General features: G+C 50.6%; 15 protein-coding genes, 1 tRNA gene and 1 pseudogene. 12 read left to right on the forward strand and 5 right to left on the reverse strand.

What is annotated here, in order from left to right:
* The 3 genes from KB236_09810 to KB236_09820 all read left to right on the forward strand — a co-directional run bounded on the left by KB236_09810 (position 1) and on the right by KB236_09820 (position 2,872).
* Positions 1-276, forward strand: a complete 276-nt coding sequence (locus tag KB236_09810; protein UIF28818.1) for a hypothetical protein — start codon at positions 1-3, stop codon at positions 274-276.
* A gap of 463 nt (positions 277-739) precedes the next feature.
* Positions 740-2,350: a peptide ABC transporter substrate-binding protein gene (locus KB236_09815; GenBank protein UIF28819.1), complete on the forward strand. Its 1,611-nt coding sequence runs from the start codon at positions 740-742 to the stop codon at positions 2,348-2,350.
* Between the two features lie 285 nt (positions 2,351-2,635).
* The gene (locus KB236_09820) at positions 2,636-2,872 is read left to right on the forward strand and encodes a hypothetical protein (GenBank protein UIF28820.1); all 237 of its coding nucleotides are present in this window, start codon (positions 2,636-2,638) and stop codon (positions 2,870-2,872) included.
* A gap of 39 nt (positions 2,873-2,911) precedes the next feature.
* Here KB236_09820 and KB236_09825 read toward each other — a convergent pair whose 3' ends face one another.
* The 4 genes from KB236_09825 to KB236_09840 form a co-directional block, all read right to left on the reverse strand.
* Positions 2,912-3,514, reverse strand: coding sequence for a hypothetical protein (locus KB236_09825; protein ID UIF28821.1), 603 nt, complete (start codon positions 3,512-3,514; stop codon positions 2,912-2,914).
* Between the two features lie 168 nt (positions 3,515-3,682).
* Positions 3,683-4,438, reverse strand: a complete 756-nt coding sequence (locus KB236_09830; protein UIF30344.1) for a matrixin family metalloprotease — start codon at positions 4,436-4,438, stop codon at positions 3,683-3,685.
* A 476-nt stretch (positions 4,439-4,914) separates the two neighbouring features.
* Positions 4,915-4,987: transfer RNA gene (locus KB236_09835), tRNA-Lys, on the reverse strand.
* Positions 4,978-5,250, reverse strand: a complete 273-nt coding sequence (locus tag KB236_09840; GenBank protein ID UIF28822.1) for a hypothetical protein — start codon at positions 5,248-5,250, stop codon at positions 4,978-4,980. Before KB236_09840 ends, KB236_09835 begins: the two co-directional genes overlap by 10 nt.
* 355 nt (positions 5,251-5,605) lie before the next feature.
* Here KB236_09840 and KB236_09845 point away from each other — a divergent pair, with 355 nt between their 5' ends.
* The 7 genes and pseudogenes from KB236_09845 (at position 5,606) to rlmH (ending at position 13,899) form a co-directional block, all read left to right on the forward strand.
* Entirely contained in the window at positions 5,606-6,322 is a 717-nt protein-coding gene (locus tag KB236_09845; GenBank protein UIF28823.1) for a response regulator transcription factor, read from the forward strand.
* Positions 6,323-6,369: 47 nt separating this feature from the next.
* Positions 6,370-8,226 (forward strand): cell wall metabolism sensor histidine kinase WalK, encoded by a 1,857-nt coding sequence (walK, locus tag KB236_09850; protein ID UIF28824.1) that lies wholly within the window; start codon positions 6,370-6,372, stop codon positions 8,224-8,226.
* Complete coding sequence (locus KB236_09855) at positions 8,213-9,514, forward strand: hypothetical protein (protein ID UIF28825.1); 1,302 nt, start codon at positions 8,213-8,215, stop codon at positions 9,512-9,514. Before walK ends, KB236_09855 begins: the two co-directional genes overlap by 14 nt.
* A gap of 26 nt (positions 9,515-9,540) precedes the next feature.
* A complete protein-coding gene (locus KB236_09860) occupies positions 9,541-10,398 on the forward strand; it encodes a two-component system regulatory protein YycI (GenBank protein UIF28826.1) in 858 nt (285 codons plus the stop codon).
* A gap of 153 nt (positions 10,399-10,551) precedes the next feature.
* Positions 10,552-11,379 (forward strand): MBL fold metallo-hydrolase, encoded by an 828-nt coding sequence (locus KB236_09865; protein UIF28827.1) that lies wholly within the window; start codon positions 10,552-10,554, stop codon positions 11,377-11,379.
* 251 nt (positions 11,380-11,630) lie between these two features.
* Positions 11,631-12,884 (forward strand): trypsin-like peptidase domain-containing protein, encoded by a 1,254-nt coding sequence (locus KB236_09870; GenBank protein ID UIF30345.1) that lies wholly within the window; start codon positions 11,631-11,633, stop codon positions 12,882-12,884.
* 536 nt (positions 12,885-13,420) lie between these two features.
* A pseudogene (gene rlmH / locus KB236_09875) lies at positions 13,421-13,899 on the forward strand (23S rRNA (pseudouridine(1915)-N(3))-methyltransferase RlmH).
* Between the two features lie 243 nt (positions 13,900-14,142).
* Here the strand turns inward: rlmH and KB236_09880 are convergent.
* Positions 14,143-14,553, reverse strand: a complete 411-nt coding sequence (locus KB236_09880; protein ID UIF28828.1) for an Rrf2 family transcriptional regulator — start codon at positions 14,551-14,553, stop codon at positions 14,143-14,145.
* 498 nt (positions 14,554-15,051) lie between these two features.
* Here KB236_09880 and KB236_09885 point away from each other — a divergent pair, with 498 nt between their 5' ends.
* Positions 15,052-17,682, forward strand: coding sequence for a hypothetical protein (locus KB236_09885; GenBank protein UIF28829.1), 2,631 nt, complete (start codon positions 15,052-15,054; stop codon positions 17,680-17,682).
* Between the two features lie 3 nt (positions 17,683-17,685).
* Positions 17,686-19,146, forward strand: a complete 1,461-nt coding sequence (locus KB236_09890) for an LPXTG cell wall anchor domain-containing protein (protein UIF28830.1) — start codon at positions 17,686-17,688, stop codon at positions 19,144-19,146.
* Positions 19,147-19,162: the final 16 nt, after the last annotated feature.

A 19,162-nucleotide genomic window follows, 5' to 3' on the forward strand; every position in this document is an offset into this window, starting at 1 on the left:
ATGAAAAAAAGATTGAGGGGAATCGGTGGCCTGCTGATTGGTTTAGTGGCGGGGCTGTTGCTATTTGTGCAACCGCCACACAATCAGTCGACGATCACCGACTCCGTTGTCAAACCCACTTCGGGGCAGACGGCGGTTCAAGTTACGAATACCACGGGGAGCGGTCACGTCGAGATTAAGACGCAGACCACGACGAGTCAAGAGGGGAAAATGGTGAGCCGGCAAACGACGACCACCACGCCGGTTCGACAACAGCAGAATCGGACGCATCACTAGTGCATACGCGTTAAATTTTTAGCAGAATAATACTGATTGAACCAGAGATATACAGGAGAGCTAACCTACAGGGATAAGGGTTAGCTCTTTTTTTACCCAAATATTCAGAAAATATACATAAAAATGAATGTTTATAAAAGCATTGACATCAGTAATGAATGATGATAAATTAAATATCAATAAATGAGACCAAGCAAAGAAGAGTAGCCTTAAGCAATGTGTCCAGCGAGTTCGGGATGATGGAAGCCGAATCCAACGGTTAAGGTGAAGCGCATCGGAGCGTCGGGACAGTGAACGAGGTAGTTGTCCCTGAGTCGTGCCCATTACCGCACGGGAGCTGATCAGTGTCAGCGCCATGAGAGATAAAACAAGGTGGTACCGCGAGCCATTCGCCCTTGTTGGTTTGAAAAAACCAACGAAGACGAGTGGCTTTTTGCATTTAAACGAAATGAGGGATTGGCATATGAAAAAATTAGTGGGATTAAGTTTCGGTTTATTGGCCATCGTAGCGCTGGCCGGTTGTGGGACCACACAGGCAAAGAGTAGTGCAGACAAGGCGTTAGACGTGACGATGGTTGGGAATCCAGCCACGGCCAACCCCGCCATTTCGGGGGATTCTAACAGTTCCAGTCTAATTGCCCAGACGCAAGAGGGCCTGTACACGTTGAACGAGAACGGTAAGGTCGTGGCCGGCGTGGCCGAGAAGGTCGTCAAACCAACGAAGAATGGGACTGTCTATACATTTAAACTGAAGAAGGCCGCAAAATGGTCCAACGGCGATCCCGTGACGGCCCAAGACTTCGTCACCTCCTTTCAGTGGCAGGTTAATCCGCAATCTAAGTCGCAGGTAGCCAATAAGCTGAAGTTCTTAAAGAACTACGACGCCGTGCAAGCCGGTAAGCAACCGGTCTCTGCACTGGGGGTTAAGGCGTTGGATAAGTCGACGTTACAATTAACGTTGTCCAAGCCGCAACCTTGGTTGCCCGATATTCTGGCCACGGCCGAATATCCAATGAAGACCGATTTATTTAAGAAGTATGGGAGTAAATATGGCACGTCCGCTACGAAGACCATGTCCGAAGGGGCCTACAAGTTGGTCGGTTGGAGCGGTACCACGGATAGTTGGTCCTACGTGAAGAACACTCATTACTGGAATGCCAAGAACGTCAAGATTGGCAAGGTTAACGTCCAGGTCGTTAAGGATCCCGGCACCTCCGCCAGCCTCTTCAAGTCCGGCAAGGTCCAAGAGACTGTTCTGTCCGGTCAATACATCAAGCAAAACGCCAACAATAAGGAACTGAAGACGACGCTGAACAGTTCGATGCGGTTCCTTGAATTTAACGATAAAAAGACAGTTACGCACAATACCAAGGTGCGGCAAGCCTTCTCCTACGTGGTAAACCGGACGGCCTTGACCAAGAATGTCTTGCAGGATGGTTCGGCGGCCGCCAAGAGCCTGATTCCTTATGGTGATGGCAACGACCCGACCACGGGGAAGGACTTCTCCGAAGATGTAGGTAACCTGCTCAGCTACAATCCCCAGAAGGCAACGCAGCTGTGGAATCAAGCCAAGAAGGAACTGGGAATCAAGAAGGCCAGTCTGGAACTGCTGACGGCCGACACGGATGAGCAGAAGCACACGGCCCAGTACCTGCAACAACAGGCGCAGAAATACATGCCGGGCTTGACCCTAAACATCAAGTCCATGCCACTGGCCCAACAGATCGCTAAGGGGTCCGCAGGGAACTTCGACATCGACTTGGATGGTTGGACGACCGATTGGCGGGATCCATCCGACTTCTTACAAATGGCCGATGGCACTAGTTCCGTGAACTTCACCAAGTGGAACAACACCCACTTTACGAATCAGATGAAAGAAATTGATAACACCTCCGCGTACACGACCCAGCAACGGTGGGATCTGATGAAGCAAGCCGACAAGTACGTGACCCAACAGGCCGGTTTGGTCCCTCTGTACCAACAAGCCAAGGCCCACCTGGTCTCCAGTCAGGTTGGTGGTTTGAAGTACACCATGATGACGGATGCCCAGTACAAGTACGCCTACTGGAAGTAGCACAAAATGAAGCCGTGAGTGTTCGCCCAGAGAGACCCCACTCACCCGCTAAACCAACCCCTATCTTGAGAGCCGACCCGCAGCAATGTGGGTCGGCTTTTGCAGTTTAATAACTGGGGAATAGTTGTATGGGAAGACTAATCAGCTGGCGATTGGTTTATTTTACTATGAAAGTAAGGTGGATCTCGGGGAACCGTTTCGGTCGATTATTTGGGGGATCGCAGGCTTTAGCCGGCAACAAATAGCGACTGAATGGGGCAGATCCGACTTGGAGGAGGCGGTCTAATGCGTTTTCAAAAAATATTGCGAGATCAAATTGGACAAACGGTTGATTTGTTAGAAATTTTTATATGTTTACTCGTGCCGGTGCTCTTGGTCAAGGGAATGATTGATTTTATTTCCCAAAGACAGGTGTTCTGGCTGAGAGACATCATCCTTTTCTTAAAGAGTGTGGTGGGCTTCATTGCGTTATCGATCCCATGCGATCTCTTCGAAGCGGTTCACCGCTATCGGTCACGCTGAACAGGTAACGGCGGGTTCACAACGGAACGCGCTGTTTTTTTAGGCCGGAAAGTCTAAGCCAATCTTGCGATGCAACGGTTTACTGGTCTTCTTGTGGGGTTGCTTGGCCGTCAGGGTCACGATTTCTTGGCGAAAGGCCTGATCGGTCGGTAGGGAACGCACGGGAATCTTAAACGTCACTTGCGTGTGATTCTTACTGGCGACGTGATAGGTCTTTCCGCGGAATTTAAGCGTGACGCGGCTGTGTTTGGGAACCGTAACGGTTGGTTGCCAGATTTTCTGTTGCGCAGGTGTCTTGGCGGCGTGTAGAGCCGGTTTCTTGGTCGCATAACGCTTGGCGGCGACTTTCCTATTCAGATGGCCATTAGTGACCTTAAACGTGCCGTAGCCGCGAAATTTGACGTCAAACTGGTGATGCTTGGTGGCCGTCGTCAATTTGGCCAACTCCCGGCCCTTGTAGGTTACTTTGAGCGTCTGAGCGCGGGCTGATTTAACCTTGAGGTGGAGTTGATGGGTGTGCCCGTTGTAGCGCGCCTGGGTCACGGTGAAATTGGGGCTGGCGGTACTGGACTTGATGGTCACCCCCACGGCGACCGTGGCGATGGTGAGGGCGATGAGGCCCCCTAAGGTCAATTTATTCATCAGCGAGATTCCTCCATAATATTTAGTTTTCAGATTACGGAAATTACACTGCCAAGTCAACGTTTTGCCACTTTATACAGTGAATTGAATACAATTTCGCTTATAGCAAACCTAATGAGGCTAACAAAACGGCGGCCCACAACTGAACGTTGGGTCGCCGTTATCTAGTTAATGGAGCATATCTTCTGTATAAATGGTGTGGTCCGAGACGTGTTCAAATAGTTCATGGCCATTGTTGTTGTGGGTATCCAGAAACATGCCTTGGCCGTCATTAATCACGTAATATTGGCCGTTGGTGTTCTTGGCCAGCATGACCAGGAGATTTTCATGTTGCGGGAGAATCTCGCTATCGGCCACGGCCATGGTTTTGGTGCCCCCTTGGGTAAACGTGATGGTGCGACCGGTCGTCCCCTTAAATCGCTGGTCAATATGGAGCGTTTGGGTGGTGTAGTAGTTTTTCGGTGCCTTGTGATGACTGACACTCTTGGTAATTTCACCCTCGACAATCACGCTAGCGGCCTTCTTCAGGTTCTGAAGCCCATTGAGGCCGTCGTAGTCCCTGACATGGTCAACTTCCAGTTCCGGTTTAGCGGTGGCTGTCAGCGTGGCGCGGGTCTTAACTGGCGTGCTGTAGGCCTTCTGGACGCCCTTAACGTCGCAGTTGCGAATCGTATATTTGCGGTTGGTCGGCCCCATAACGCTGACGGCACCGGCGCTGTTGTGGGCGAGACCCAACCCGTGGCCCAGCTCGTGAATGGCCACGTTGCCCCGTTGCTTCTTGGTGTAATGGTACTGCTTCAGGACGTAGCGGTTGAGATACATGCCGGCCCCCGTTTGATGGCCGTTTTGATCAAACGACTTCCCGCTATAGGCCATGCCGGTGGCGTTGGTCCAGATACCGGTCTTCTTGCTGACTGTGGTCACGTAGGAGCGCGAACGCTTATTTTTGGTAGTCGACCACTTGAAGGCCTTGGTTTTGTTCCAGGCCTGTTGCGCGGACTTCCAGACCGACCGATAGTACTTGCTGGTCGATTTGGTATAGTAACTGGCCCGCTTCGTTGCGTAGCGGTAGTTGTTAATGGGCGTGGGGTTCTTAGTCGCCGCGGCTGCTGAGATCGGGCTGAACAGGGCACAGCAGCCGACAAGCCCGAGCCAATATTTCTTCATCATAAATAGAACCAATCCTCTCCGGTCGAAATCTAGATGGGCCGCGTGACCAAGATACATTAGCCATTAAATAGTCCAAATAGCGTACGAGTTAAGATTAGTCCCATTCTCGGGGTCTGTCCAGCCGTGTTGGTCAAACTGAATAAACATAAGCAAAACGGATATTTATAACTTGAGGACACAAAAAAATCAGCAACCACGAAGATGTCTTCGTGAAAGCTGATTAGTAGTTATGGGCAGTCAGGGGATCGAACCCTGGACCCACGGATTAAGAGTCCGTTGCTCTGCCAGCTGAGCTAACTGCCCATGTGATTAAGTTGTTGCTGTTGTATGTCTTCCATATCAACGAGAACTATCATATCATGGGGATGGGGGGTGCGCAACCCCTTTTCGAAAAAAAGTTGATTTTTATTCAAAAAATTGGTTATTGAGGGGGCTACATTTCCTGATTTACCGGGAATTAACCGGATTTTTGAAAAATAAAAATTTTTTTGAAAAAAAGTGCCATAACGGTCCAAATCGCGGTGAATGGGGAGTGGAACGCGGCTAAAAAAATATAAAACGGACATAAAGTGCTGATTCGTCTAGTACTGAATGCCATTTCCCGGGAAATACTTGTTTAACACAAGCTTAACCCCTACTGCGGTCTGAACTGAAAGAAACTTTATGATGTGTTATAATTCAAGTAGCGTTGTTTTCCCGTCGCTGGAAGTTTATCAGGACGGTCAACGCACCTTAAAAAACACGGGTCAGTGACAACGACTGATCCATTATTCCTTGACTTTAAACGATCAACACAAAACCGTACAAAAATCGTAGTGGCCCCGTTGACGATGGTATCGTGACATCCAACGGCTGGCCTGCCGGTAATCCTGCAATTACCGGATCGGACTGTATTTCCCTTTAAGGAGGAAATTTTTAATTATGCCTAAAAAAATTCTAGTTGTCGATGACGAAAAGCCTATTACTGATATTATGAAGTTTAATTTGGAAAAAGAAGGATACGAAGTGGATGTCGCCTACGATGGCGAAGCCGCCATTCAACAGGTTGAAGACGGCAATCCAGACCTCGTCATCCTGGATTTAATGTTGCCCAAGGTCGATGGACTGGAAGTTGCCCGTGAGATTCGTAAGAAGCATGACATGCCCATTATCATGGTAACGGCCAAGGATTCCGAGCTCGACAAGGTGTTGGGCCTGGAATTAGGGGCTGACGATTACGTGACCAAGCCGTTCTCTAACCGGGAACTGGTGGCCCGGGTTAAGGCTAACTTACGCCGGCAGAACACGGCGGCCCACGCCCAACCGGAAGAACCCGAGAACCAAGACATCGAGATTGGCGACTTAACCATCCATCCCGAGGCGTACTCCGTGTCTAAGCGGGGCGCTAACATCGAATTAACCCACCGTGAATTTGAACTACTCCACTATTTGGCGCAACACATCGGCCAAGTCATGACCCGGGAACACTTGTTACAGACGGTCTGGGGCTATGATTACTTCGGTGACGTTCGGACCGTGGACGTGACGGTTCGGCGCCTACGGGAAAAGATTGAAGACAGTCCTAGTCATCCTACTTGGTTGGTGACGCGCCGGGGCGTTGGTTACTATTTGCGTAACCCCGATTCTGATCAGGCTTAAGCTAGCGGTTTGCCGCTAAATCTCGCATTGGAGGAGTATGTGACTTCGTGAATAGCAAAATTAAATTTTTCCAGTCGATTCACTTTAAAATCGCGCTGGTCTTCGCGCTACTCCTATTACTAACGCTGGAGATCGTGGGTGCCGTGTTCGTCCGGCAGCTGGAACGTCAAAACTTGAACACGTTTAAGTCCCAACAAGTGGTGCAGACGTACATCGTCAACCGCTTGTCGGACGAGCTGTCGACCACGAATACCACCAAGGCCGATAAGAAGATTAAATCGACACTCTCGGAGATCAACAATACCAATAATGCCCAGATTCGGGTTATCGACAACAAGGGGACCATTCGGGGAACCAACGAAGTCGATAATCAGGGGATCGTTGGCCAAAAGACCACCGACAATAACATTAAGAATTCGATTTATAACAACCGTGATGTGGTCCGCACCACGTACAATTCGCAAAATAATAGTCGTTACTATACGACGATTACGCGACTAATTCGCACTCAGGGAAATAATAGCGAATTAGTCGGGGTTATTTACATGCGGTCTAGTCTGGATTCCGTCTATCAAAATATTAATCAAATCACGCTGATCTACTTCTCCGCAACGTTTGTGGCGATTATCTTGGGACTCGTGATGGCGATCATTATTTCCCGGGCAATTACCCGACCGATTGACGAAATGAAGAAGCAGACGCTACGGATTGCCCGGGGGGACTACTCCGGACACGTGCGAGTCTACGGAACCGACGAACTGGGCCAATTGGCCAGTGCCGTCAATAACCTGTCTGTCCGCGTGGAAGAGGCGCAAGAATCGACCGAATCCGAACGGCGGCGGCTAGACTCCGTGATGTCCCACATGACCGATGGGGTTATTGCCACCGATCGGCGGGGAAATGTCACCATTATTAACGAAACGGCCACGAGTTTCTTGGATACGGATACCGACAGTGCCGTAGGAAAATCCATTCTGGATCTCTTGGCGATTCGCGACGACTATACGTTGCGTGAATTGCTGGAGGACCCGGATGATTTAGTCTTGGACTTTTCAACCAAGGACCATGATCTCATCCTTCAAGCCTACTTCTCCCTGATTCAGCGAGAATCCGGCTTCATCTCCGGGCTGGTCTGTGTGCTCCACGATGTCACGGAACAACAGAAGATTGATCAGGACCGGAAACAATTCGTGTCCAACGTGTCTCATGAGTTGCGGACGCCGTTGACCAGTGTCCGGGCCTACATCGAATCCCTGTCCGAAGGCGCTTGGAAGGACCCAGAGGTTGCCCCGCAATTTCTGAAGGTCACCCAGGAGGAAACGGACCGGATGATTCGGATGATCAATGACCTATTGACCCTGTCACGGATGGATTCCGGGACGCAAAAGCTTGATTTAGAAATGGTTAACTTAAACGAACTGTTCAACTACGTGTTGGACCGGTTCGATATGATGTTGAAACAAGACGACCGGCCGGAAAAGACCTATACGATCAAGCGCGACTTCACCAAGCGCGACCTGTGGGTTGAAATTGATACCGACCGCTTTACCCAAGTGCTGGATAACTTGATGAACAATGCCATCAAGTATTCACCGGATGGGGGCGTCGTGACCTGCCGGCTGTTGGAGACCCATAATAACGTGATTCTCAGCGTGTCTGACCAAGGTTTAGGGATTCCGCGTGCGGATATTCCACGCATCTTTGACCGGTTCTACCGGGTAGATAAGGCCCGTTCCCGGGCACAGGGTGGTACAGGCCTCGGCTTGGCTATTTCCCGGGAAGTTGTGCAACTACTCGGTGGCCGAATCTGGGTCGATAGTCGTGAAGGACGGGGGTCAACGTTCTACATTTCTCTGCCTTACAAGCCGTATGAAGAGGAGGATCTTTGGGATGAAGATAACTAAAGCCCTCTTGCCACTTGGATTAGCCGCGGCCGTTACCGTCAGTGTGGTTCTGTCCGCGATGATTTGGACGAATCCGGCGCAGTACGAACGCAACCGCCAGCGCAGTTCGAATACACCCACGACGGAGCTTAGTACGCGCCCGCAAAAGGATGTGTACCTCCCGACGCAGGTGGTCTACAGCGACGTGAACGGCAATCAGGAATTACTGAACAACCGGAAAGTTAACCTGACCACGGAACTGCGTGAAGCGCTGACGAAGTGGCAGTTTAGCCGCGTCAATCGCGTCAACGTCTCGTCGAAGGCGGCCTATATGCGCTACCTGACGCGCAAGAGTAGCCTGCTCCTGTCGTATGCCAGCCCGATTAACGTGAAGATGTTTAACACGGTGTTTGGTAGCAATCTGAACAGCCGGACGACGCAATTCTCTCGTATTCTGGTGCCGCTCAATGATCGGGACCATATCTATCTGCTAGACGACAAGCGACAAGATGTCTATCAGGTGACGGTCAAGTCCTCGGACACCCAGGCGATTCGTAAGATTATGAAGGAAAACCTCTTTCGGATTAACGTGACAATGAAGTGGCTGAGTCAATCGGCCACGGCGTACGTGAAATCCGGGGTCACGGTGCCTTCGTATAGTTATCTGGTCAACCAGCAGTCGACCGATTACTTCACCACACGGCTCCTGAATAAGGGGGAATCGACCAACGTGTCGGCGAAGAAGACCAAGGATAGTACGATTTACGGTGATGGGGCTTCCCGGCAGTTGACGGTCTACAGCAAGCAGGGCACGGCGCTGTTTGAAGATTACAGTGCGTTGCAGTCCTCGTTGACGTTTAGTCAGGCATTGAAGGCCAGCTACTCGGCCGTGAAGACCATTGGGATTCCGATGGAAAACTTGCGGTACTACGGCTATAGCGCGAAGAATTCGACGGTTACGTACCGTAGCTTTGTGGAAGGCTTCCCCATTTTTAACCAGAGTAACTACGGCGCCGCGCGGATTCAGATGCTCTCGCAGGGCGTGCGCCGGTACAACTTCTCCCTCTATAGTCTGCAAGTTCCCGTGCCCACCGATAAAAAGTCGGTGACGTTGCCCGGGACGCAGGCGGTCATTGATCAACTGGTCGCGGCGGGTTATCGTAAAGATAAGATTAGTAGCCTCCAGGTGGGGTATCAGTGGCTGACGTCCACCTCGTCGGATAAGGTGGTTAACCTGACGCCGACGTGGTACGTGCACTACAATGGGAGCTGGAAGACCTACACGCAACTGTTGAAGCAACAACAGTAATCCGGTGAAAGGAAGGGCGGTCCGGCATGGATTTTCGGCGAATTGAGTGGCTATTTTTAGTCGCGTTTATCGCAATTGATATCTTTTTGTTTGCGGCGTTCCAACACGACACGACGGGACAAACGGATGCGACGACGAGTCGGTCCGCGGATAGCGATACGACCATCATCAAGGAAATGCGGACGGACGATATCAAGTTCGGTACGCCGTCCAAGAAGAGTGGCGAGGGGTACTACGTGTCTACCAGTAATGACGATAGCATCAAGAGTAGTCTGACGTCGCTGTCGGATCAGACGGTCCGTTATCAGTCGGATGGGACGATTAGCTCGACCTTCAAGACCGCCATTACGGGCGTGAACCCCGATCATCCGGATAAGGCTCTAGATACGGTGGTGGGCAACACGGCGCTGATTCTCAATGGGAGTCAGTATAAATATAACCAGCAACTGTCGAGTCGTAACACGGTGGTCTACACGCAACGCGTCACGGACGGTCAGATTTATTCCAAGTATGGTGAAATTCGGTTTAGCCTGACCAATGCAGGCACCGTTACCGGCTATACGCAGGGGTATCTGACGGACGTCACGACCTTGCGGGAAAAGACGGAAACCATTTCAGAACGAAAAGCGCTGATCTGGCTGTACCAATATAACCAGATCGCCAACAATACCAAGATTGTGTGGACCAAGTTGGCCTATACCCGCTACTTTAACTTGAAGAACAGTAGCGTCTACATTCCGACTTGGGTCATCGCGGTCAAGGCCAATAGCGGTAGCAACGCGGGCGTCTTGCAGCTGAAGCACGTCAATGCCTTTACGGGGGCCATTCTGACGTCGGATAGCAACGTCAAGACCGTCAGCGGAACGGCCACAACCAGCGATTAGAAGAAAATAAAGTGTGAGCAAATACAGCTCAGCTAAAGTTCGGCGACACAAGGAGTCTGGGCGGGTCCCAGACTTTTTTAATTGGGTGAATAATAAGTTACAAGTCCGCCGAAATGCGGTATTATAACGGTATTGAATTTAAGGAGAGGTCGAATGGATTTGCGGACGGAAACAGCAACAGCGGATGACTTACGCATCAGCGTGTTATCTAGCGGTAGTACGGGAAACGTGTGCTACGTGGAGAGTCCCAACGAACGGATCATGATTGATGCCGGGTTGAGTGGGAAGAAGATTGAAAAGTTGATGGGCGATATCAACCGAAATATGCAGGACGTCAACGCTCTGCTGGTCACCCATGAACATTCGGACCATCGTCAGGCCGTGGGCATTTTGGCGCGGCGCTACGAACAGCTCAATGTCTATGCCAATCAGGGAACGTGGGATGCCATGAGCCCGAAGATTGGCAAGGTCGACTTGGCGCAGAAGCACCTGTTTGCCCCAGATACCGTCCAGACGTTTGGCGATATTGACGTGGAGAGTTTCTCGGTGTCCCATGACGCGGCCGAACCCCAATTCTACGCGATTCACTATCACGGAAAGACCTTCGTGATTTTGACGGATACTGGTTATGTGTCGGAACACGTGGAAGGCGTGATTGCCGACGCGGACGCCTACCTGTTGGAATGCAACCATGACGTGGAAATGCTGCGGATGGGCGAATACTCATGGCCGTTGAAGCAACGGATTCTGGGCGACAAGGGTCACTTGTCCAACGAAGAGGGGGCCGACGCGTTGATGGACGTGCTGGGCAACCGCACCAAGAAGATTTACCTGGGGCACCGTAGTCTGCACAATAACATGCAGTCGCTGTGTCATTTAACCGTGGCCTCCATGATGGAGAACCGCGACTTCGGCGTGGGCCACGACTTCCAGTTGATCGATACCAACCCGGAGGAGGCCACCCCCTTAGTGGCTTTATAAAGAAACCGTAAACTTTAGGACTTCGGCAAGCATTTGTCAAAAAAAATTCACACAATCCAGCTATTATAAGAGTTATCAAAAAGTTGCGGTTGGTGGCCTGATGCCCTGACCGACGAATGAGGAGGGTTAGCGCGTTTCTGCGCAATGCTATGGATAACAAAAATAATAATCAAAATAATCAAGCTAATGATAATAACCAGGCAACACCAACACCCACGCCGGAACCCCAACCACGTAAGCGGCGGGGCGGCTTGACCTTAACTAAGGTGGCGGTCACGGCTGCGGTCGCCGGGTTACTGGGCGGCGGGGTCGCCTACGGTGGTATTAATTATATTAATAATAATGGAATTAATGATACCGCGGTACCGAGTGGCAGTAACTCGACGGGGAACACCAAGACCTCGAACGTGACGGTCAACGTTTCCACGCAATCGACCAAGGCCTTTAACAAGGTCAAGGGGGCCATGGTCTCCGTGGTCAACCTGCAAAAGCAGAATAGTAGTAGCAACACCTTGGGTCAATTGTTCGGGGAAAGTTCATCCTCGAACTCCAGTAAGTCCAAGTCCGAATTGGAGGAGGCTTCGGAAGGCTCCGGGGTGGTCTACAAGAAGGACGGTAATACCGCCTACATCGTGACCAACAACCACGTGGTCTCCGGCTCATCCGCACTGCGGGTGGTCACCAGCTCGGGTAAGCAGCTGCAGGCGAAGTTGGTCGGGAAGGATTCCGTGACCGACTTGGCCGTGCTGAAGGTTAACGGCGCGGACCTGAAGACGGTGGCCTCGTTCGGTGATTCCGATAAGATTAAGGTCGGCGAGACGGCCTTGGCCATTGGGTCACCGCTGGGGAGCCAGTACGCGACGTCGTTGACGGAAGGGATCATTTCCGCGAAGAAACGGACGATTGAGACCACGAACTCGGCCGGTACCCAGACCGGGAATGCCACGGTTATCCAAACCGATGCCGCGATTAACCCCGGGAACTCCGGTGGGGCGCTGATTAACGTCGGCGGTCAAGTCGTGGGGATCACGTCCTCGAAGATTGCCAGCGATGCTGAAGGGACCAGCGTTGAGGGGATGGGCTTTGCCATTCCATCTAACGAAGTCGTCAACATCATCAATCAACTGGTGAAGAACGGTAAGGTGGTTCGGCCGGCGTTGGGGATTACCTACGTCGACTTGGCCAACGTTTCCAGCGCGCAACAGAAGTCAGTGTTGAAGCTGCCGTCTAGCGTGGATGCAGGGGTTGTGGTCATGAGTGCCTCGTCCGGTTCACCGGCGAAGAAGGCCGGTCTGTCCAAGTATGATGTCATCACGGAGTTGGGCGGTCACAAGATTTCTGACCAATCGACGCTGCGGGATATTCTCTACAAGTACAAGCTGAACGATACTGTGTCGATGACTTACTACCATAATGGGAAGAAGCAGACGACGAAGGTTAAGTTGACCGAGAGTAGTTCGCAATTGAAGAGCACGACCAGTACTACCGAAAACTCAGAAAGTTAGACGAAATGAAAGCGGTCGTTGGATTTTTCCAGCGGCCGCTTTTTGCGTATGATAAACTAGTCAATGAAAAGCCGAAGTTTAAGGTCGGCTAAAGTTAAATGAAAACGTACCCGGTGGTTGGCCGCCCGAACGAACTAACCGGGAGGCGCACGGGTAATTCAGGCCGAAAAATAATTGAAATTATGTCTGTGGATAACTTGGGGGATAACCAATCCATCTAGTCAGTGGAAAAGTTATGAACAGGACTGGAACGGCAATGAGAGCGGTGCAAAAGTTATCCACAGGTGCTGGGGATAACTGTGGATAGAAAAAAGATGGCGCAGATTAATAGGACTGAAATGCTGGTGTGGTACGGATTGTAAGCGGAGACGCCGAACGTCCGTTTCGTAAATGACCGGTGGATAACTAAATAGGGATTGACTTTTTTACAAAAAATAGATGTCGTAGGTCGGAACTGATTTACCCCCAACATCTAGGAAGATAGGTTGTCCACCTGTGGATAACTTTGTGGACAACCTGTGTACAGGAGGATAATTATGAACATCAAGTTTGTCGTCGTTGGGAAGTTGAAGGAAAAGTATTTCAAACAGGGAATCGCGGAGTATGCCAAGCGGCTCTCCCGTTTCTGTAAATTTACCATCGTGGAGGTCCCCGATGAAAAGGCGCCGGAAAGCATGTCGCAAGCCGAAATGGACCAGGTCATGGCGGCGGAGGGGCCCGTATCTTAAGTAAGATCAAGGACCGCGAATACGTCTACGCGCTGGCCATCCTGGGCAAGGAACGCTCATCGGAAGAGTTTGCCAAGGAAATCAAGGATCTGACTACCTACGGCCATTCGGACATCACCTTCGTCATTGGGGGCTCGCTAGGTCTGACGCCGGCCGTCCTGAAGCGCGCGGACACCCAGATTTCATTTGGCCGCTTCACGTTGCCCCACCAGCTGATGCGGTTGGTGCTGACGGAGCAGGTTTACCGGGCGTTTATGATTAATGAGGGGAGTCCTTATCATAAGTGATGGTATAGCAGATATGAAAAAATGTAGTCAGTGTAGACGACGGGGAAATGGGGATTATGGACTATCAATTGCCGACGATGAACAACTGGAATATGTTCCTAGCCTTATGAAACAGGCTTGGTGAAAGCATATTGGAGAGTAAAGACTAGTATGCTATATGATATTCTGAGCTTTAAAATTAATAGATTGTAAACTAAAACGGCGCCCCGCAGTCCATCCCGACTACGGAGCGCTTTTACTTTTCTAAATCATCTTAATATCGTCCATCAACTGCCCAATCGTAATCCCCTGAAGATAGGCAATCGCCTGGGATTCGGCGTCGCCCAGAATGCTTTCGAGCGTCTCCTGAAATCCGGACACGTCCAGCCGTTCCTCGCCTTCTGGGTAGTCAAATTCGACCTTATCTTTCTTGGGGGTAGCATCGGCGCCCACGGCCAAGTAGATATCGGCCAGCGTGATGTCTTGCGGCGACTTTTCCAAGTAGTAGCCGCCGTCGCGACCGCCTTTAGACGCGATGATATCGGCCTTACACAGAGACGTCATGATCCGGCGAACGAAGGTAGCATGGGTTTTGACACGGTTAGCAATCATGGAGCTGCTAATGATACCGCCGCTTTTTCCCAGCCAGACAACCGCTTGGATGGCAGTCCGCAAGCGTGGTGGGCCGAGGTGAATATTACGCGTTGTGATGGGAATCCTCTCCTTTGTCAATCTAACCGCAGTACACGAGACTTTAAAAGAATATGCAACAATTCTAAGCACAATTAGTGTGAAAGACTAACTGCAACTTTTATAAGCACAGTATAGCACGCTGAATTTTAATTGCAATAATTTTAAGAACATATTTAATTTGGCCTTTTTAAAGGGATGTCGGAGCCTTTATGTTGCGGGTAGTTTCAGATTGATTTTTCGGTGAAGAGCCCCAATCATCTAGCAGATACTGGCGGTTAATGCTTTGAACGGGATGATTTAAGCTGGCAAATCGAGAGTTAATAACATTCCGGTCTTGCTTCACTATATAACTAGATAACCAAGTTAATGTTATTATAAAATACATATGGAGTTCATAAGTTATTCACACTTCGTTGCTATTCTAAAAATATTCAAAAAAGAGGACGGCTCGCACCCCACAGGGAGATGGAGGATTACCGCATGAAGAAGATAATACGAGCGATCATGATATTGGGATGTTTCTTGGGATTGGCGTCATTGCTACGTATTCACGCGCAGCAACGGGAAGATATCATTCAAACGGCGGTTCTCCAAGACCGAACGGGGAATGCTGTTAAAGAAGTCACGAGTCATCAACCGCAGGACTTGCAGATGGCCCTGACCGTCAAGTTGCCAGCGGGGGAGACGATGGTAACGTTAGTCGATCAGGACAATGCTAAATTTAAAATCGGTGATATTTCCGACCTACAGCCAGAAGAGGATATCACAGCACGCGTTGACCGACAACACCACCTTTTGCTCAGAAATGATCAAGATGAAATGCGAAAGGTGGCTGTGATCGTCCCGCTGGAAGTCACGAACCCCTTGCTCATTGCCAGTTTACAACTAGAATTACAAGTTGCTGATTCGGTGGAAACCTTCACGCTGCCTGAAGTCACGGTGACTGCTGATGACACCGAGGAAGCTGTAAAGGAATCGACGAAAGACTCTGCAAAAGAGTCGGTCAAAGCGTCCAGCAAACAGCGACCAGCCGACTCGGCAAAAGACACACAGACCAAGGAGTCGATTGTCAAAGAAACAACTAGTGAGGATACAATCAAGGAATCGGTGGCCTCGAGTGATCAAAAGGCCAGCGAAAATAAACGGCAAGGTTCGCAAACTACTGGAAATGCACAGTCAAAAGAATCGACCACGTCCAGCGAGTCAGTAACGAAAAAAGCAGTGAGTGATGAAGTTGCCAAAGTCGCAAACTCTACGCAAGCGAAGAATGTGCAACGCTTGGCGACGATTAAGTCAGCGCTGGCGAACGAAGAAATCGCCGTTCATCGGGCGCAGATCCAAATGGAAAGCTGGTCGGATGAGTTGATTATGGGCGGAACGATCTTGGATAAGGATGTCACGCTCTACGAAAAGAAATTGGGAGAAGACCAAAATATTACAGTAGGTGGCTATTACGGTGGTACCAATTTCAACAACTTCGAGACGCGTTACCACTCGTCTTACCTACAAAAGAACGGCGGGGAGAAGGCCTACGCCATCGCAATTAATGGGCAACCAACTTTGGACAAAACCGACACCATCGAGGTCTACTATCCCAATGTTGGCGCATATACCACATCAACCACGGTGGAGACGCCGACGGAACAGATGGGCGTTCTCATTCAGATTTCAAATCTTAAGTACCATGAAAAGATGGAGAAAGCCAATGCTGGTCGAGCCTACTTTGACTTCTCCAACAATTTCTACTCCGGCATGGTGTATAACGGCATTTACGAGTTCGACATCGACATGACGTTTACCAATGCTGATGGGACGAAAGCCTTACGCTTCCCGGGGAAGAATGCTCAGGACGACTATCAGACCCACTTCACGTTCGGGTCATTAAATGGTAATGAGTCCAATCAACACGAATGGGCCGGTACTCGGTCGAACTTGGCGGGTAAGCTGGCGCCCCAGGCCTTGATTAAAGAGCACGACAAAGGTTGGTATGAAGGCATTGGTATCGGTGTGACGCCAGGAGAGGATCACAGTGGTGACCAATACTGGGGTGACTACCTCGGTTCCAGCGACTACGAACTAGGGGCGGTGTCCTTCCCGATGGTTGGGACGACGCAGCTCTTTAAGCTCCGAAGTGAATTCGGCTTCACGTGGCAGTCATTCTCCAGTGGCTACATCATGCCTTTGGAACCCGCAGCGCCACAGAAGACGGTTCATCGGACTAGCGAGCTAGGCCTGGGAAACAACAATCTTGATGGTGTGACCATTGACCGGGATGTCGATGATCTCAATAGCTTCTACTACACGATTTATCAACCAACGTACAGTATCCCCAACGAGTCCATCGCCAAGCCGAATGAGATTATCTTCCGCGACCGACTGCCACAGGGCGTCACCGTCACGAAAGAAAACATTCAGTTGTTCAACACGGATGGCAAATTAATTGACGTCGGTGGTGGCGATATCACCATTTCCGAAGATGGGACGGTCGTCTATAAACTGTCTGACCAGGAGATTGAAGCGTTGACGTTCGACGGAAAATCCTTTGCGGTTCAACTGAAGGTGACGCTGGCCGATGACTTCGTAGGAACACTCAAGAACCGGGCCAGCATCGAGTTTAACTCCGGCGACGGTCACACTTGGCGCAAACGCACGAATCGTGTGGTGACACGGTTCTTCCGCGGCTACCCGCATGAGTTCCAAAAGATTGATGGGACCACCAACAAGCCGCTGACGGGTGCGGAATTCATCGTTCGAAACGCGGCGGGCGGGTACCTAACGTTTGATCGGAGTGGCAAGTTTGAAAAAGTGGTGACGGATAGGGCGGCGGCTACCCGGCTAACGGGCGACGATACCGGCAAGTTTAGGATTACGGGGCTCCCGCGTGGCGAGTACACGTTGATTGAAACGCAGGCGCCGGAGGGCTATGTCATTGGCTCAACCACTAAATTTACGATTTCGGACAAGACACAGAGCACCCCGCAGCAAATTAAAAACGATCCGTACAGTCTGCCCGTAACTGGGGGACATGGCATCTTCTGGTTCATTGTGATTGGGCTCACGCTCACCCTATCGTCGATCGTCATTTGGCGCACACACCCTAGAGGAGGATAATCCATGAAATTCACTAAAGTACGACAACTATTACTCGCGGCCTTTGCTGTTTGTGGTTTGGCCCTTGGTGGCCGCGCCGTGGCTCACGCTGATGATACGGCTCCGTCCACGGTTTCGATTAACCTACACAAATTAGACAATCGAACGGACGAAGCCGAGACGCAGCCCGAAGATTCGAACAAGGTGATTGAAAACACCGGGGATGAACTGAAACTACCGGATGGTGTGACCCCCTACGATGCTCAGAAATTGGGGGATGTGACCTTTGGCATCTATGATCTGACGGCATTTCTGGCAACTAAGAATGTCGTGAGTGGCCAGACCTCCGCCGAAGATTTTGAAAAGGTCCGCGACGATGTGATTGCGGAGATTATCGGTGATAAAACCGATCCGGCCGAAGTTTTACAAGCGCAGCAGGATTTTGTAGAGAAGTACAACCTACAGCCGGTTCAAACGAAAAAGTTGACCGACTCAGCGGGTATTTTAACCTTTTCTGACCTGGCAAATAAGGGATTTTACCTGATTATGGAAACCGCAGCGCCAACCCATCATTTGACGGGGCTCTCAGCGCCCATGATTATCGGACTGCCCCTGTCTAACAAGGCGACCATCCACTTATACCCCAAGAACCTAGTAGCCCGGGACGTGGACCCCGAGATTCACAAGGTCGGGCGTAACCCGGAAAGGCCAACTAGCGGGAAGTATCTGGGCTTGAAAGGCGTGGAGTTTACGTTACAACGGGCGGACGGTAAGGGCGAGTCGCGAGAATTGGCGACTGATGAAAAAGGGAACATTGCCTTTGGCAACTTGGAAGTTGGGACCGAATACGTCCTGACGGAAGCTGACAACTCGCTATATCCTTACTACAATCAGGCCAGTGCCAAGGACCATAAGACAGCGCTAACGTTTACCGTGGACAAGGAAGGCAACGTTAAGGCGGTTAAAATGTTGCCAGATGCCAAGCACTTTGTCATTAAAGGGTCAAAGATTAGCATTTTAAATGACCTGACGCTGGGTGGGGCGAAGTTCAAGAAGGTTGATTCCAAGACCGAAAAAGGGCTAGCCGGCGCGAAGTTCAAGGTGCAGAAGGTCGATTCAAATGGGAAAATCTTCTGGGCGGTCTTTAACCGCGGGACCTTTGTGAAATGGGTCGACAATAAGGCTGACGGGACGACGCTGACCTCTAACCAGCATGGAAAATTCAAGTTCAACGGGGTGCCCTACGTGTACGATGGCAAGGTGACGTATAATCTGATCGAAACGCAAGCGCCGGCCGGTTATGCCTTGTTGAAGGAAGCAACTGAATTTGAAATCGATGGTCAGGTCCACATTGAGACCATTAAGAACCATAGCTACGCGCTTCCGGTTACCGGGGGAATGGGCATTTGGCTATTTCTCCTCGTCGGGGGACTCCTGATGGGTGGCGCGGGTTACCTGTACTACCGGCAACGGCGGTCAAGCTAACTAGAGAAGGGAGGAC

The organism is Levilactobacillus brevis, from assembly GCA_021383565.1.
GTDB classification, from domain to species: domain Bacteria; phylum Bacillota; class Bacilli; order Lactobacillales; family Lactobacillaceae; genus Levilactobacillus; species Levilactobacillus brevis_B.